This window comes from Gottfriedia acidiceleris (assembly GCF_004138285.1).
Lineage (GTDB): Bacteria > Bacillota > Bacilli > Bacillales > Bacillaceae_G > Gottfriedia > Gottfriedia acidiceleris_A.
In genome coordinates this window covers 567172-585438 of record NZ_SCFN01000005.1, presented here as the reverse complement: position 1 = coordinate 585438, position 18267 = coordinate 567172, and the positions used below count along the sequence as shown (strand labels likewise).

Annotated in this window: 8 protein-coding genes; 2 read left to right on the top strand and 6 right to left on the bottom strand. The window is 33.5% G+C overall.

Annotated elements, in window-relative coordinates:
* The first annotated feature begins 595 nt into the window (after nt 1–595).
* The gene (locus tag EP747_RS11295) at nt 596–4795 is read left to right on the top strand and encodes a S8 family serine peptidase (protein ID WP_129689973.1); all 4200 of its coding nucleotides are present in this window, start codon (nt 596–598) and stop codon (nt 4793–4795) included.
* Between the two features lie 166 nt (nt 4796–4961).
* Here the strand turns inward: EP747_RS11295 and EP747_RS11290 are convergent, their stop codons facing one another.
* The 4 genes from EP747_RS11290 to EP747_RS11275 all read right to left on the bottom strand — a co-directional run bounded on the left by EP747_RS11290 (nt 4962) and on the right by EP747_RS11275 (nt 7870).
* Nucleotides 4962–5474: a LysR family transcriptional regulator substrate-binding protein gene (locus EP747_RS11290; RefSeq protein WP_129690192.1), complete on the bottom strand. Its 513-nt coding sequence runs from the start codon at nt 5472–5474 to the stop codon at nt 4962–4964.
* Nucleotides 5475–5499: 25 nt separating this feature from the next.
* Nucleotides 5500–5865, bottom strand: a complete 366-nt coding sequence (locus tag EP747_RS11285; protein ID WP_129689971.1) for a LysR family transcriptional regulator — start codon at nt 5863–5865, stop codon at nt 5500–5502.
* An 82-nt stretch (nt 5866–5947) separates the two neighbouring features.
* Entirely contained in the window at nt 5948–6871 is a 924-nt protein-coding gene (locus tag EP747_RS11280) for a LysR family transcriptional regulator (protein ID WP_129689969.1), read from the bottom strand.
* A 66-nt stretch (nt 6872–6937) separates the two neighbouring features.
* Nucleotides 6938–7870, bottom strand: a complete 933-nt coding sequence (locus tag EP747_RS11275; RefSeq protein ID WP_129689967.1) for a LysR family transcriptional regulator — start codon at nt 7868–7870, stop codon at nt 6938–6940.
* Nucleotides 7871–8172: 302 nt separating this feature from the next.
* Between EP747_RS11275 and EP747_RS11270 the strand changes: the two genes are divergently transcribed.
* Nucleotides 8173–9126 (top strand): helix-turn-helix domain-containing protein, encoded by a 954-nt coding sequence (locus EP747_RS11270; protein WP_129689965.1) that lies wholly within the window; start codon nt 8173–8175, stop codon nt 9124–9126.
* Between the two features lie 246 nt (nt 9127–9372).
* Here EP747_RS11270 and EP747_RS11265 read toward each other — a convergent pair whose 3' ends face one another.
* Both EP747_RS11265 and EP747_RS25210 read right to left on the bottom strand, forming a co-directional pair.
* Nucleotides 9373–9651 carry a fibronectin type III domain-containing protein gene (locus tag EP747_RS11265; RefSeq protein WP_235832851.1) on the bottom strand — a complete coding sequence of 93 codons (279 nt, stop codon included), beginning with the start codon at nt 9649–9651 and terminating at the stop codon, nt 9373–9375.
* Between the two features lie 85 nt (nt 9652–9736).
* A complete protein-coding gene (locus EP747_RS25210; RefSeq protein WP_129689961.1) occupies nt 9737–17836 on the bottom strand; it encodes a S8 family serine peptidase in 8100 nt (2699 codons plus the stop codon).
* Nucleotides 17837–18267 lie beyond the last annotated feature (431 nt).

The following is an 18267-nucleotide window of genomic DNA, read 5'->3' as shown; positions in this document are numbered from 1 at the left end:
AGATTAGATATTGCCTTTTGGCTTGATTAGAAAAAGAGTATTTTGATAAACAGTGACAAGAATCTCCTATTCACCATTCAGTTTCAAGGCTTGAAACCTTAGGATGTACGTAATTTTATAGAAGTCTTCTAATCAATGAAAATCTAAGACAATAAAAGTCTAATAGAGAAGTTGTCCAATTATTACACCTTAACGAAAAAACAAAATGAAAAACAGAACGTGTTAAAAATTACTTGAGAAATCAAAAAATTTGTAACGATATATCCCAAATTTATTAACAATCATATCGTCAACAATCGATAAAATACGGCATTTTTAGATGAATTATTTTATTTATAATTGTTATTTCTTCAAATAAAGTAAAAAATCGACAATAATCCAAGAATTATTAACGATATAATACCTCTTTTTAATCATAACTCGACTGAAGATTCCCCAATTTACAAAATTCTAATTATTCACAATAATTGGAATTTCATAAATAATTGTAGTGAATGCTCATCTTAGATTGAAATAGATAGTATTTTATTAACCAATTTCGTAATGTATTTCATTAACACTTAATTATGTATTAAAGAATCATAGGAGGAAGAAAATGAGGAAAAAGGCAAAAAATAATCGTAAAATTATTAAAAGCTTGGCAGTATTTACTCTTTCAACCAGTTTTATTTTAGGTTCTATTGGACATGAAACGAATGTTTCAAAAGCTGCTAGTTCTACTAGTACGGAAACTTTGCTTGCTAATTTAACACAGGAACAGCGAGCTGCTTTGAATCAAATGAATTTAAATGAAACATCAGGTTTACAAATCTCTTCTGATACAAATCTTAATTCTCCAGAACAGACTTCTGTTATTATTGAGTTTGTAAATAAGCCTTCGAAAGTTGCAAAAATAGTAGCGAGTATGAACGGAGAAAACTTATCTGAAACAGATGCAATAAACTTAATTGATCAAGATCATCAAACATTTAATCAAGATGTAGATCAACTATTAATTGATGACAATAATAAGAAGGTAGATTACAAAATTACTCGTTCATATAAAAATGCATTTAACGGTGTTTCTATGAGCCTACCTGCTAATCAAATAAAAAATCTATTAAAATCAAAAGTAGTTAAAACAGTTTGGAGCAATGAAACTATTTCAGTTGAACCACCAACTGCAGATGATAACGAAAAATTAAAAGCTGATGAAGCAAAAGTTGGAAACTACACGCCTTATGATGGTTTAGATCGCTTACATGCAGAAGGATTCACAGGTAAAGGCATTAAAGTAGGTATTTTGGATACGGGTATGGATTATAATCATCCAGATTTAAAGGATGCTTATAAAGGCGGGTATGATTTCGTCGACAATGATAATGATCCAATGGAAACAACCTATGCTGATTGGAAGAAATCAGGACAACCAGAAACTAATACTAGTAGTGGAACTACTTATTATACAGAACATGGTACACATGTGGCTGGTATTATCGGTGGTCGTGGTGCCGCGAATAGCGAGTATAAAATGCTTGGTGCAGCACCAGAAGCGGATCTTTACTCTTACCGTGTTTTAGGTCCATATGGAGGCGGAACAACTGATTCGATCATCGCTGGGATAGATCGAGCAGTGATGGATGGTATGGATGTTCTTAATCTATCATTAGGTGCCTCGTTAAATGATCCACTATTTGCGACATCAATTGCTATAAACAATGCCGTTTTAAGTGGTGTGACAACAGTTGTTGCTGCGGGTAATTCCGGAGATCAAATGTATACACTAGGTTCACCAGGTGCTGCTGCATTAGCTCTAACAGTTGGTGCATCATCAATTTCACTTGATGCTTATCAATATGCAGGGGTGCAAAATGGTGTTAATTACACGTTAAGACAGTTAGCAAGAAATTACTCGGATGATTTAACTCAATTTAGAGGAAAAACATTCAAATTAGTAGATGTAGGTCTAGCTAGAACAACAGCTGATTTTAACGGCAAGGACCTAAATGGAAATATTGCATTAATTAAACGTGGAACGAATGCATTAATTGATAAAATTAAAAATGTAAAAACGAGAGGCGCAGTTGGAGTCATTATGTATAACGATGAGCTAAACCAAGCTGAAGGGCCCATTAATGCATTTTTAGGTGAATCAGTCGATGCAATTCCATCATTTACAATATCAAACAGTGATGGAAAACAAATTTTAGCAGCGCTTCAAGCAGGTAATGCAAACTTCTCGTTTGGGGACTATTCAATAATCCATTCAACTAGTGATGAATTAGCTGCGTTCAGTTCAAGAGGTCCTTCACGTGTAAACTATGATATTAAACCAGAAGTTACTGCCCCAGGCGTTGCAATTATGTCGACTGTACCTTTTTACATTAACAATAAAAATGTAGATGGAACTCATTTGGATGACTATCAATACGCATACCAACGCTTATCAGGAACATCGATGGCAACACCTTTTGTAGCAGGTGTTTCAGCATTATTATTACAATCAAACAAGAATTTACAACCAGCTGATATTAAATCAATCTTAATGAATACGGCTGATCCATTATCAAAAGCTTACAGCGTCTTTGAAATCGGAAGCGGACGAGTAGATGCGTACGAAGCAATTAACTCAAATGTTGAATTGCAGGTGGTTGATAAAACTCCGACACAAAATGAAAAAGGTAAAGTAAAAACGATTAAAGAATTAACAGGTGGAATGAGCTTTGGTTCATACGGGTTTGATGATCAAGATATTTCTGATGATCGAATGGTTACGTTAAAAAATAGAAGTGAAGAAGAGAAAATATTTAATGTAAATGTAGAATTCCAAACAGGATTAAGAGGCTCAAAGGACGCAGCATTAAATAACGTTTCATTAACAGGTCCAACTTCAGTTAAATTAAATGGAAAAAGCCAGAAAGAAATTAAATTCAACTTGAACATTCCAAAATCAGCTGAAAAAGGAACATATGAAGGATATATCACCTTTACAAATGAAGCGAATCCAAATGAAATTTACCAAATTCCATTTGGTGGTCGAGTAGTAAATGAAGGTATTGATACACTTACAATCATTAACCCTATGTATTCAGGTGATAATTCTGTACCAGATGTTGCACGTTCAGTAATGCAATTTACAACATCATTAAAATCTCATATGAGAACGATCGATTTCGTAGTCCAAAATGCAGACACAGGTGAAGATGTTGGTTTGCTTGCATCATTTGATACGCGTGGTTTACCTGAAAATGTAGTTACTGGAGTACCAACTGGTTTTCAAGGGTATTATTACCCATTCACTGGTGATTCAAAAAATCCTATTAGTGATTTTCCTGTATTAGCGAAAACAGGACACTATAAATTAAGAATAATTGGTACAAATGATCAAGGTAAGACATTCTCTAAATCAGCTGATTTCATTTATGAAAAAGGCCAACCAACGATGACTTCAAGCTTTGATTCATTAGATCAAAAAGTTATTGAGTATAAAGACAGTCAATTTGATTCAAAAGGACAATTTTTGTATGACTTTAATATCAATGTTTATGATCCAGAAGTAGCAGATGCAAATAAAGCAGGAATTCCAATTGATCAGTCTAGTAATCAAGTTCGTGTATATAACTATAAGGGCAATCCATATCCTCCAAAAAACACAGATAAAAATGGAAACTACACAGATCAAATACAAGTACTAAAAGGTATAGTACCTTATAATACATCGTTTTATGCAAATGATGCTGCAAGTAACTTTACATCAAATGCTCAAGCATATTTAAAACCAGTATTTGTTCCTGAAACTTATCCATACTATTACTTAAAAGCAAATAAACAAACAGCTTCGACTGGAGATACAATTAATTATTCTCTTCGCTCAAATAATATGAAAAATTTAAAAACCGCGAAGATTATAGTTCCGATCTTAAGGGAAGATAATAGAGACTTAGGAACGATAAAAAATGTCGTTGTAAGTGATGCCGCAAAGCAATATGGTGATGCACAAGTATCTGTTACATCAGAAACTACACAATACCTGACAAATTATACAATTACGTTTAATTATTCAGGTAATACACCTTTACCAGAAGATATGAAATTAGTCAATTTCGACTTAGTAACTGCTAAAGAATATTTGACCGATTTCCCAGCATACTGGTATGGAATGGAATTTACTGCATCGATGACTGATCAATCAAATGTAGTAACAAATAAAGTGTACAGTTATATGGAACGAATGTATTTAAAGAAAACTTATTCTCGATTTGAGAGTCAAATGAAATTAGAAGGAGCGATTGATCCTGCAACTGGTGGGACGAATTTCAAATTAGATCAGCAAAAAATTGGTGCTAAAGTAACTGTTACTTCATATGATGGAAAAGATGTTGTGGATGGTGTCTTTGCAAATAAAAATGGAAATTATATTGCACAACCACTGAATGTTGATACAAAACCTTATACAATAAAAATTGATGCTCCAGGTCATTTTACAGTGTATAAGCAATTAGTAATATCAGATGAAGTTCGAGGAGAACAACTGGGCAGAAGATTACAATTTGGCATACCTTACACAAAAGCTGGGGATACAAATAAAGATAACGTTATTGATATTTTAGATGCATTAACTATACAAACTAATTGGGGAACGAACCAATTAGGTTCTGATTTAAACTTCGATGGTGTAGTAGACAAAAAGGATATGGATTACGTTGTAAAAAACTTTGGTTCACAAAATAGTTCGGTACCAAATCCACCTAAAGCTAAGACTTCTTATAAAGGTGTAACTTTAGATGATGTTTTAACGCAATTAGGCTTACAATAACGGAGTAAGAAAAGAAAATCATTAGATTGGTTTCCTGTGTATCAAAATATTTCTTATATAAGATATTGAAACATTTTCCCCTTTGTTTTTATACAAAGGGTTTTTTTGTACGATAATCAATAATCCAAATGTGGTGTAGACTTTGACAAATAGAAACGATCATTTATTAAATATATTTTTTAAAATGTTCTATAAAATCTTCAAGAAACTCATTAGACAAATTCGATAAACCTTTTGATTCTAAATATATTATCCAAAAATCCAGTTCAAATAATTTCTCATCATCCATCAATGGGATAATTTTCAAATCTCCACTCAATACCATTGGAAAATTCTTAAGTGTAAAATCGTGAACATATAAAATTGCATCACTCTGTTTTACTAATTTAAGAAGAATATTAGACCTAGATGAACTCATGATCACTTGCTCAGGATTAATCTTAGTAAACTTCAATAACTGGTTTTTATCAGCAGTTTCTAAAAGTACAAATTTACCATTTTTTATATCTTTTAGGGTTACAAAGTCACGTGAATAAAAAGGCGAGTTCTTCCCTACAGCAATGCATATATGACCTTTATAAATATGTTTAAATGAAATATTTTGTACTTTTTTTAAATCCTCAAGAGTTGCAGGAATGAGAGCAAAATCATAATTTTCCTTATTGAAATTCTCAAGAATCTTAAAAGGATTTTTTTCTACTAATTCAAAAGTTAGATTTTTTTTTTTCTAAGTGAAACTTTACCATAAATTCTTGAAGTGGATAAAAAAAGGTGGGCGCTATGTATATTTTTAAATGTAATTCGTTATCATTTTTATAATAGCTCAGTTTATTATTCATTTCGTTTATATTTTTAAGAATAGTACTTGCGGTTGATATAACTATTTCTCCTTCAAACGTTGGAGTAATATTCTTTTTTGAACGATTAAAAATTTTAATTCCAAGTTCCATTTCTAACTGTGTAATAGATTGACTTAGTCCTGATGTAGAAATATATAATTTATCTGCTGCTTTTGTAATCGACTTTTCATTTGCGACAGTGACTATATGCTCCATTTGATCAAAATTCATACATTTTCCTCCGCAAATAATTTTAAGAAATGATAAGAATATCAAAAATAAGTTTTTAAAACAAATAAAAAGAAGTTAACACTCAATTAATATTATCTTTTCTCTTAACAACGTTATCTAAATACTCTAAAAAATTTTCAATTAAATCTTCGGCTAAATTAGACAAACCTTTATTTTCAAAATAAATAAGCCAAAAATCTATATTGAAAAATTGATTATTTTCTTTAATTGGAATCAATTTTATATCTCCATTTATTACTACATCAAAATTTATAAACACAATCTCCGGCGCAAAAAAAATTGCATCACTCTCTTTTGCCATCTCTAAAAGTAAACTTCCATTATTTGCATTTATAAACATTTGATCTGGCGTTAGGTTAAACAATTTTGAAATTAAATTAAAATTTGAGCGTTTATACCATAATATTTTAGAATTTTTCAGGTCAGATGGATTTATATACTCAAGTGAATAAAAAGGCGATTTTTTCCCAACACCAACACATAAAGGAGATCTATGAATATGTTTATAGCCTATATTTTTCAGATTAATTAAACTTTCTAAAGAAGTATATAAAAATGCAAAGTCATAATTATTTTCTAAAAAATTTTTAATTATTTCCTTAACGTCCTTCTTAGTGATGTCAAAATTAATGTCTTTATTTTTTAATTTATAGGTTATGATTGTTTCCTCAAGTAGATAATCTAAACCAGTAGAAGTAAGAATTTTCAAATCATTTACATTCTTACTTTTATATTTATCAATCTCATTATTCATATCTTTTATAGTATTTATTATAAAAGTAGCTGTTGAAATAACTTTTTCACCATTAAAGGTTGGAGTAATTATCTTTTTTGAACGATTAAAAATTTCAATACCTAGTTCATTTTCTAATTTAGTAATAGATTGACTAAGGCCAGAAGTAGAAATATGTAGCCTATCTGCTGCTTTTGTAATCGATCTTTCATCTGCGACAATTACAATATGTTCCATTTGTTCAAAATTCATATTCCCTCATCCCCGGAATTTATTTTAGTCGTAACAAGAAAACTAAAAATTTTAGTTAACGTCCTTTTATTCTTTGTATTTTTTTCCTTGTTTACTTCCTATATATTGATCTTTGTAGTCTAAAAAATCATTAATAAATTCTGTAGCTACTTTCGTTAACCCTTTTGTTTTGAAATAGATAAGCCAAAAATTTAGTTCAAAAAATTTATCATTTTCCTTAATTGGTATGATTTTAATCTCTTCATTTATTACCAAATCAAAATGCAAAGCTGCAATATTTGGAATTATTAATATTGCATCACTTTCTTTTACCAGCTCTAATAGTATTCCCCTTCTATTAGTACGTATTATCTTTTTATTCGGAATATTAATGTTTAGCATTTTTGTAGTTACTTTATAATCCTTAAGGTTATACCATAAAATAGTCTCATCTTTTAAATCGTTTGGCGTTACATAATCATAAGAATATAATGGTGATTTTACTCCAGCACCAATACAAAAATGAGCTGTATAAATATGTTGATAGGCAATATTTTTTAGCTTTTTTAGCGTATCGATCGAAGCTGATAAAATTGCAAAGTCGTAATCTTCCTTCATGAAACTATTTAATATATCTGATACATCATCTTGTTCAACTAAGTTAAAAGAAATATCTTTATTTACTAAATTATATTTCAGAATTATCTCTTGAAGTATGTAAAATAAACCAATAGTTGTAGTAATTTTTAAATGCTTTTCATTCTTATTTTTGTTAATCTCTTTATTCATTTCATTTATGGCATTTATTATAGAATTTGCAGCCGAAATAACTATTTTACCTTCAAAAGTTGGCGTAATGCTTTTTTTTGATCGGTTAAAAATTTTAATATCAAGCTTATTTTCTAGTTGAGTAATAGATTGACTCAATCCTGAAGTTGATATAAATAGTTTGTCTGCAGCCTTAGTAATAGACATTTCATTTGCGACAGTGACAATATGCTCCATTTGTTCTAAATTCATATTTAACCTCCGCAAATAATTTTATTTTTAAATTAAAAAAAGTTGAATAAATACTTTTTCTTAATAGTGTCTCTATTATTAAATTCTCTATTTAAAATTAATTTCTCCCCAATGGTTCACTATTCATTTTTTTCCGCATTTAATTAAATTCATTCTAAGCATTACTTCCTAAAACTCTAAGTTATTCTAAATGTTAATATTTTGTTAAATACTATAAAATTAATATAGTGATATTACAGAAAATAATGAGTACTAATCATATTAATTGAATACTGGTACTTATAAATAAAGGAGAATAGATTATGTATGAAGGGAAGATTATTAAGTTTTATCGTGAAAAATACAATATAACCCAAGATCAGTTAGGCCATGAAATATGCTCTAGAGCACAAATTTGTAGAATAGAAAACAATCAAGCAAATCATTCTATTGAAATAATAAAAAAATTAACCGAACGATTAGGTGTAGATTTAGAATTAGAAGTTACTAAATTAAATAAATTAAAAACATCCTTAGACCAATTACATGATGCAATCATCATGCAAGTATTTGACGATATCAATACAGCAAAAGAAGAGCTTGAAAAGTTTGAATTAATAACAATTTCACCTTATAAATATTTTTATCAATTACTACAAATTAGAATCCTATTATTAAATAATAATTTAGAAGAGGCAACTAATATCATCAAAAAAATTCAAAAAATAGAGAACAAATTATCTCCTTATGAAGTTAATATGTTAAAGCATATATTAGGAATTCAATCTTTAACAAATAAAGATTATCCGAAGGCAATTCAATTATTAACATCAATTCAAAATGATGTTTATAAAAATCCGGAATATTTTTATCACTTAGCAGTTGCTTATAATGAAATTGACTCTAATATTTTAGCCTATTATTATGCTGAAAAAGCACAACAATACTTTCAACAAATGAACAACTACCCAAGAGCAATTGATGCTGAATTATTAATGATCATTCAAATCAAAGATGCTGTTGGTGATGAGATTATTAACCGCTATAAAAATTTAATTAATAGTTGTAATTTATGTAATTCACCAGACAGAAAATCAAAAATATATTATTATCTTGCTTATGAATACTTCCGAAGAAAAAACTACGACCTAGCAAAAAAATATTATTCAGAATCAATGATACTCAATGAAGCGAATCCACAGTCTCTCCAATATATATTGTCATTAGAAGGCTACGTACGAAGTTCATTCGATAGTGATTTGGTTTTAAATTTATAATCTAATAAATCAAAAAAATAAAACCACTCGTATTATTGTAATGCACCTCCAATTGTAAGACACAACTAACAATTGGAGGTGCATTACTCATTTACGAACGGTTTTTTTATTTATTTTAAGGGAAAGTTTGTATTTTGAAAAAGGTTAATCTAATTTTTTTACAAAAAGGGTGTTTAATCAATTGCCTCTGATTAGCACCCTTTTTGATTTTACTTAAAATAATTTGTACTAATTTTATTTAAACATTTATAGTTTGATCGCTATAATACTTGACCAGTCGCCATAGATTTTTTTCGATCCAACATATTTGAAAGAACGAATTTTGTAATAGTAAGTTTTACCTTTACTTAATCCATTATTTGTGTAAGATGTCGTTTTTACGTCGCTTAGGTGAGAATATGAACCTGTTTTAGATGTTGACTTAACAATTTCATAACCTGCAACACCTGACACACTTGACCATGTTAATTTAGCTAAAGATTTTCCGCTCTTTGTTGCTTTAAAATTTGATGGTTTAGCTGGAATTGCTACCCATTTAGCGTAAATCGTCGTGTTTACTTCAGCTGTACCTTAATTTGAACTTCTTTATTTTTTAGATAAAACTTGTAATCTATGATGCTTTCTTATCTAAAATTTTGACTGTTGTAATAGCACTTTGATTACCAGCTGCATCTATAGCATATGCTGATAACTCTGTATTTGCTTTCAATTGTTTAATCTTCAGACTAAATAATCCTTTAGAATCAGCTTGTCCTGTTGCAATTACATCACTACCGATTTTTATAGTGATCGTCGCATTTGCTAACGTCGTTCCTGAAACCTTTGTATCATTTTCATCTATTGGATTAATAACTGGTCCATTTAGTAACCATTTTGCGTAAAGCGTTACATTACTTGTCACTTTATCAGTTTCAAAATTCCATACCACTTGGCCTGCAGCATCTTTATACCAACCAATAAATGTATAACCAGTTTTTGTTGGGAAAGATGGTTTTGCAATTGTAGTGTTATAGTTTGCTGTAATCTCAGCTACTGTACTACCACCTTGGCTATCAAATTTAACAGAGTACTTATTTATGCTCCATTTCGCATATAAAACAGTATCTTCTGTTACTTTATCAGTTGCAAAATTCCAAGCAGTTTGTCCTTCTGAATCTTTATACCAGCCAACAAATGTATAACCAGTTCTTGTTGGAGTTGTTGGTGCTGTAATTGTTGTTTTATATTCTGCCGCCTTGCTTTCAACTAAGCTACCATCTTGTTTATCAAAAATAACGTAAAACTTATGAAGTGACCATTTTCCGTAAATTGTTTTTGCAGAGTAAATAGAACTTGTGAAATCCCAAGGGATTGTGCAATCTTCATCTGCGAACCATTTTAAATCGTATCCGTGTACGGTTGGTTCTGTAATACGACGTACAACAATTTGGTCTTTTACTTCAAATGGTGCTGTTTCACCTTTTAGCACAAAGTGAATGGTATTTCCGTTTACGATTTTTTGAGTCACTGTCACATCTGCATATTCTTTTGCGCTAATGTTGATGATAAAGTCACCTGTTTTTTTGAATACACTTTGATCAATTGTCAGTGTGCCATGTATTGCATCGATTTTGTATTTTGTTGCATCAATAACTGAGCCAGCTACTTTGATACTCGTAATCGCATTTGCCCAATCTCTGTCGCTAAATTCGAGTGTGATCTCATTGCCTAACGCATTATCAGTTGTATCAGCTGATACAATCGATGTTGCTAAGGCATATTTTGCATACAGTTTAATAGGTTTTGTGACAACGCTTGTGAAATCAAAAGGTGTCGTTAACGCTTCGTCACTGTACCATCCCATAAATTTGTAACCAACTTTTGTTGGTTCCGTTGGCATTGCAACACGTGATTCGACGATTTGCGGTTCGATTGCATCGCCTCCGTTTGTTTCAAATGTGACTGTGTAACCAATGACTTGGTCTGTAACAATCGCATCCAAGTACCCTTCTGACGAAATGTTTACATTGATTTTTTGTCCTGCTGTAAATAATGATTTATCAAGTGTAATTGAACCTTTATGTGTGACTGTATCATACGTTATTTTATAATCAGTACCCGCATTTAGTACTTTTGAACCAATACTTACTTTCTTGATATTATTTCGCCAAGTTCCGTCATCTGTAAAGGCGATCGTAATATCACTTCCAACAATATTTCCTACGACATCCTTTGTGACTTGAGGCGGTGTTTTCATCCAAGCGATGTAGTACGTTTCATTGTTTTTCAATACCTTACCAGTTGCTGTTGAAATTGGTACATCTTGTCCGCTTGTTCCGGCTGCATCATAATAAAGGTTTGGCATCATTGAAAGGGTGCCATTTTTCACTCTTTGTGCTGCTGAAAGCATATCAATACCAAATGCTTTCCCGTTAACTAGCTTGTCATTAAAGAATTCATCACCTGGTGAATTTAATGTGCCTCCATTTAAATCAATGTGTCGGCGATAACCTAGTTTCACATTTGGAATTTGAACGGTTTCTCCAGTTGTTGACGTTAATGTCAGTTGATAGCCATTTGAACTTGGCGCTTGACTAAATGCAAATTTTTCACTTGGATGAGCTGTTGCATAGGCTTCTGTCGCCGTTGTGAAGGTTAACGTACCACTACCGTCACCATTATCAACTAAATCATACGTAGTAGGATCCAACGTATACGTACTATCTGTTGTTTCAAATGTGCCATCTGCTTTCATTTTTCTGTACTTTGCGTCAATTTTTGCAATATCGCTCTTTTTCTTTAACCATGGTGTATTCGTTGTATAGTCTGGAATTTTAATCGTAACTGGACCTTCACCAAGTACTGTACCAACAAATTTATCACCATCTGGCTTCGACAAATCAACAGGTGAATTGTTTTGTGTGTAACTCACTTGCCATTTTGCAGCAATTTTTAAATCAGACGTTAAGATGCCAGGTGCATACCAAAAGGTTGTTAATTCATTCGTCACTGGATCAACATTATACCAACCAGCAAATGTATAACCAGGTTTGACAGGAAGCGGATTTCCACTTGAATTACTATTAAATATAGTGAATCCTGAGCTACCATATTTAGAATTAGCTGGACTGAACCCGACTGCAAATGGCTTAATTTCATTTCCACCTTTTGTATCAAACGTAATGCCATATCCAATTGGTTGAGCCGCATTTGTACCATCTCCACCAATCGTTACCGTCGGATAGATGGTTCCATCTTCACCTTTTGAATCGATATCAAATCTATATAACTGAGGTAAAAAGTTAGCTCCACCTGGATTGATGGCTGCTTTATACGAATTTGCGTTATTCGGATCAAGTTTTGCATCAGTTTTAAATAAATCTGCCTTAAATGTAATTTTTCCAGGTTGCGAAAGATCATAATAGTAGTTACCATTACCATCTTTTAGATCCGTAATATCTAAGCCTGTTGTTAAACCTGCTGTTTTTACAACGATTTTATTGATTCCATTTCGCCAATTTGCGTCATCAGCAAATGTATAGTTAAACGTAATATCGTTTCCAATATGAGCTTTTGCTGGATCCGTGACCATTGGAATGGTCGGAGTTGGAATCGGCACTGAAGCAATTGTAAAGCTTGTCGTGACTGGTTGATAGCCATCAGCCGAGATGCGAACCGTGTACGTGCCAGTCGTATTAATTAAGGAACCGTGTAACGTTAATTTAGCCGGCAAATATACAGTCCCTTTATTCGGATCAAATGTAGCAGTTCCTTTTGTAATCCATACAGCTGGATTGGTTGTATTTGGTACAACTGCATCCGTTACGTCAGTGAAATTTCCGCCTATGCCTAATTCAACCTTTGTAATCGCATCTCGCCATACCACATCATCTAACATGACATTGCTTGTTGGAATGAACGAAACGGTCGAACCATTTTTCAAATCTTGTAAAGTTGGTAATTGTGTTACTGATGTTTTTTGCGCTGGACCAGCAAAGTTTAGCTTTGCCATTACTTCACCTAGACCATTACCACCAGATAAGTCATAAGTTTTAACTTTTGAATCATAAGAAGAAGCAGTATAATTTCCTCTATTTGATGTGATAGACAGATTTTCTGTCAAAGTAAGTTGTGGTTCTGGGACTACCTTACCTGCATCAATTGCACTTTGATTTTTTTTACCAAAGTTTTTAAAGATAAAGTAAAAATCACTGTAATCAATATTACTGAAAGAGTAACTTCCAAATGAATTTAGTCCAGAGAAAGCCCAGCTAATGTCATTATTTCGATGAGCTGTAGAATTTGTAAAGAATTCTGCTTTTTCCTTTGAAGGTGCTGATACACCTTTTAGAAAATCGAAATCAGCATATGCTTGAATTTCTGAAACTAAATCCTTCATATCAATTACATTATCGCCATTTACATCTCCACCAAGTAAAAGTGGTGAGTTTATCGATGCGAAATTAAAGTATGAGCCTGATTGGTAACCGAATTTGTTGTAACCAATAACTGGCGTTGTTTGATATCCTTTGAAATGACCTGGCATATTCGTTTCAATTGAATATGGTTTGTCACTTGCTTTCATTGTTATGGAATACGTACCTGTCGTTTGATTTTGGTATTGAACAGTGTTTGTGTCGCTTGCATTATCTGTTACATACGTATTACCATCCGCATCTTTTGCCGTAACGAACGCGCCTGAATCCTTCGTAATATTTGTAAAATTTCCGCTTAGACTGTTTGCTCTGAAGCTTTCCGCAAACAGAGGGCCCGTCACTTGTGAGATCGGTTGTTTGACAAGTGGCATATTCGTTAAGAAAGCCGGAACGTTTGTGTCTTCTCCATCGATTATGAAACTTGATTTTTCGACAGCGAAACTTTCGTCTATTGGGCCAACATAAGCATTTTCATCTTTATAAGTCAAATCTGCTTCTAAAATCTTCATGTCTTGCGTCAGCGCACCCGCTTGAGAAATGCCAGAAATGGTCACATCGATTGCATTTTTTCCTGTGTTTTGATTTAAATATGGCTGTCCAACTGTTAGTTTAGGTGTAATTCCTTTACTACTTAAATAGTTTACATACTCGTCAGAAAGCTTAATATTCGAATATTCAAGCGTATAGGAAGCTTCAATTGAAAACGTACCGCCGGCCATTCCATTTCCATTTTTCGTCGTTAGTGACACTTTAAATGGTTTTTTCGGTTCAACGACCACGTTGCCTTTGCTTTCTAGCTCTGGGTCTACTCCTCCAGAAGCTGTTAGTTTTACGTAAGGAGATCCTTTTTTGATGAAGTAATATTTTTTCTTCGTTGTATACCAGTCACCTGCCCCAGCAAAGTCACTAGGATAGATAACAAATTTCATTCCTTTTGCTTTAATATCATCAGGTGTTAAACCGAAATTAAAACGACCATTTCCATCCGTTCTAAAAATAGATGTTATAAATGGACCATCTTTATAACCAAAAACCGTGTTCTGTCCTTGATCTACAGGTGCAGGTTTAAGAGTATCGATATCTTTTAAAGTAGTTTCGCCATTATTTTTCATGACATCAATATTCGAATCATAAACTGTACCATAAAATCTCTTCACTTCTTGTCCTGGATTGTACCCTGTTGGGTCGATTTCATAAATACCTGGCTGCGAATCACTATCCATCGTTAATGTAGGAGCTTTGTAGTCTACATAAAGAGTGTCTTCTTTTGTGAATTTTTTCCCATCTTTGTCAGTTGCAATCATCTCAACTGAATAGGTACCTTCTTCAAGAATCGAAGGCGTTTTTCCGATTCCATTTTGATCAAGTGAGCCATCAAATGGTTTTGTAAATGGTAAATATCTTCCACCAACAAGCATTTGTATAGGACCATAAATGACCCCAGGACCAGCCGCACTTATATCGTTAATATTTTGTACGACTCCGATATAGTTTCCATCTTTATCCTTCAATAGAACATAGCTACTTTCCATTCCACTATTAACAGAAAAAGTATATCCAGAACCTGGTGCTCCTATATTTGGGTTATAGTTTCCAGTATATCGCTCTGTAAGTGTCATCGCTTTGACGTCCACTTTAAAATCAATTCCTTTTTCAGCAATGGTGATTGTGAACGGAATGCGGTATGATTCGTTCGCGTCATTTGCATTCACAACATTTACATAACCTTCATACGTACCATCTAATGCGTTCGCTGGCACAGTAATCGTTGCGTTTGCTTTCACTGTGCTACTACCGTTCACACTTAAAGACGTTACATTTGTATCATCAGTCGAAAAGTCGATTTTCACATTATTTCCAGTACCTTCTCCTACTGGATTTGAACCCGCAAATTTTGTTGTAATAAACTTAGAGCTTAGATTAAAGGTTTTACTTGTTGAACCTAGGTTTGTAATCGCGAACTCTTTTGATTGAACAACATCATCAGAGCCAGGTTTCGCTCCTTCTCCGCGTCCATTAAATCCAAACGATAAGCTACCTGTCGTGTTATCGATTTGCGTAATTTGAGTTTGCCCATCGATTGTTGTAATACTTTTCGCTTTGTCTAATATTTGGACTTTGATGTCTGAGTGAACTGCTCGGACTGGATCGACACGTCCTGCACCAACTTGGTACACACTATATGTTTTTGAATCCATATTGATATCTTTTGCGGTATTCATTAAAGCCGTTTTGACATCGGCTGGTGTATAATCCGGATGTGCAGCTAGTACAAGCGCTGCAATTCCTGCTACGTGAGGTGCAGCCATTGATGTACCTGACATGGATTGATACGCATACTTATAATCTTTATTACTATTTGGTTCCCACACATCGTATGGTTGAGTTGAGAAAATGTCGACACCTGGTGCCACGACATCTGGTTTGATGCTCCAATCTTTTACTGGTCCTGTTGAACTAAACGATGCTAATTCATCAGCGGGTTTGTTGATTGGGGCATCCAGTGTCATTGGGAAAGTAATCTTTGCGTTCCCGGGATCGGCTTTGATTGCGTTAACCAGTTCTTCACCTTGTGCTTGTGTAATCGAAACACCATAAACATTGTCACCGCTAACTCCTAAGAAGTTTGGAATATAACCTTGAGTTGCTTCATCAGCTTGGTTATCCCAAATAATCATACCTTTTGCCCCAGAAGCTTTCGCATTAGCCATTTTTTGAGATAAAGTATCGCCTCCGCGTTTAACAATGGCTATTTTTCCACTCATATCTCTTCCCTTATAATCATCTTGGCTTCCTAGACCAACATCGACGATTGGGATCGACAATCCTTTGAACGCATCATCAGCGTCTGCAAAATGTTTCCCGAATAAACGTGCTTTAAAAGGCGTGTTTCCGAATTTCAATGTTTGGACAGGAATTTTTACTGGAACGGTACTTGCACCAACCGTAATGGCAAGTGGTGAAGTTCCTGGTGATCCAAGTGTCGCGACGCCTGGTCCTGCGTTTCCTGCAGAGACTGAACAAATGAGACCTTGTAATGTTGCGTTGTTGATCGCGATACTAGTCGGATAAAATGGGTCATTAATGATCGCACCAAGTGATAGATTCACCACATCCATTTTATCTATCACTGCTTGTTCAATTCCACTTAGTACGGAGTAAGAAGTACCATGTCCACCCGGGCCGAGTACTCGGTAGCCGTGAAGTTCAACATCTGGTGCAACACCATTCGCTGAATAAACGTCATTATTATTTGTCGTACTTGCTGCAATCGTACCTGATACGTGTGTACCGTGCTCCGTAACATAATCTTTGTAATTAGAAGATACACTTCCAGGTGAATTTTCTCTTGCTTCTTCCCAATCCGGATAGATTGTTTCCATCGGATCATGATCATCTACTTGGATCACGTTTCCTTCTGCATCAACCTTAGAATTAATAAAGTCGTGTCCTCCGTATAATTGACCGTTCTCATCGTGTGTTACTTTATATAAGTCAGGATGGTTATAGTCAATTCCTGTGTCAAGAACTCCAACTTTAACACGTTGACCTTTACGAGGGCCTGATTGGAATTTTCCTGTATGGCCTTCTGCTTGTAGTTTATCGACTCCCATTAACGAAAGTCCTGCAGTTGGTTTTCCAATCGCTGTCGGTGTTTCGCCTGCTGAAGGGGTTCCTTCTTCTGCTTCGTATTGGACCACTGACCATACAGAAGCGACATCAGCCTGGCTTGCAATCGTTTCAACCATACTCGGTGGAACAGATAGCACAACCCCGTTAAATGAATCAGTGTACTCTCTTGTGATTAGGATATTCGTCGAAATTTCTTTTCCACCAGTGATTTGCTTACCCGGTTGCGCCTTAACAAAAGCTTTAAATTTCGCATGTGCATCAGCAACTTTTTGTTTTGCCTCTGAGTAATCAGCAGCAAATGTTTGCTTACTTGCGCTTCCTTTTTCAAGTGATTGCTTTATCATTTGAATCTTTGCTGGATCTACTTTAAATTGTACGATTATGTCAATATTTTTCCCGCTTTTTAAATCCTTCTGATCGACGTGTATTTTTTGTGTGTTATCTGCGCCAGTCAGCTTATTGATGCTTGCTTTTTGCTCAGGTGTTAATCCCGCTAGAATCTTGTTTACTTCTTCAGCAGTGAACGTTCCATCTGAGTGCTTTATATCATTTTGGTTGATTTGCGTATTTGCAAGTACCGAACCATGAGGTATTCCAACATTTAATAACATCGTACTTAGCGCAACAACCGATAATGTTCTTCTTCTTTGTTTCTTCTTCATACTTCTCCCCCCATTTTAGTCGTCTCTGGTTAAGTATTTAAAATATTCAAACACTAATCTACAATTCTATAATACTTCACTAAAAATGACTGCGTATTGGGGAATTTGCAACTTTGTGTCGGAGTTTGACGAAGAAAATCTATTGGTTTTGATAAAAAAATACAGACTATTTATTAATTTCTCTTCCATAAAATGTCGTTTTTTTTTTTATTATTTTCTGTTCTATTTACCTAAACCTTCAGTTAAATAGAGATTTCTTTACCTGAGGACTAAACTTGTGAAAATTGGGGAATTCTATCAAAGTTTTTATAAATTTCACACGCCCTTCTTAAAACAATCTTTTTTTAGTAAAAATATAAAATAAAAAACATAGCATTAAGCTATGTTTTTACACAACAATAATATTAAAAACTCCTTCTCCAATTCGTCCC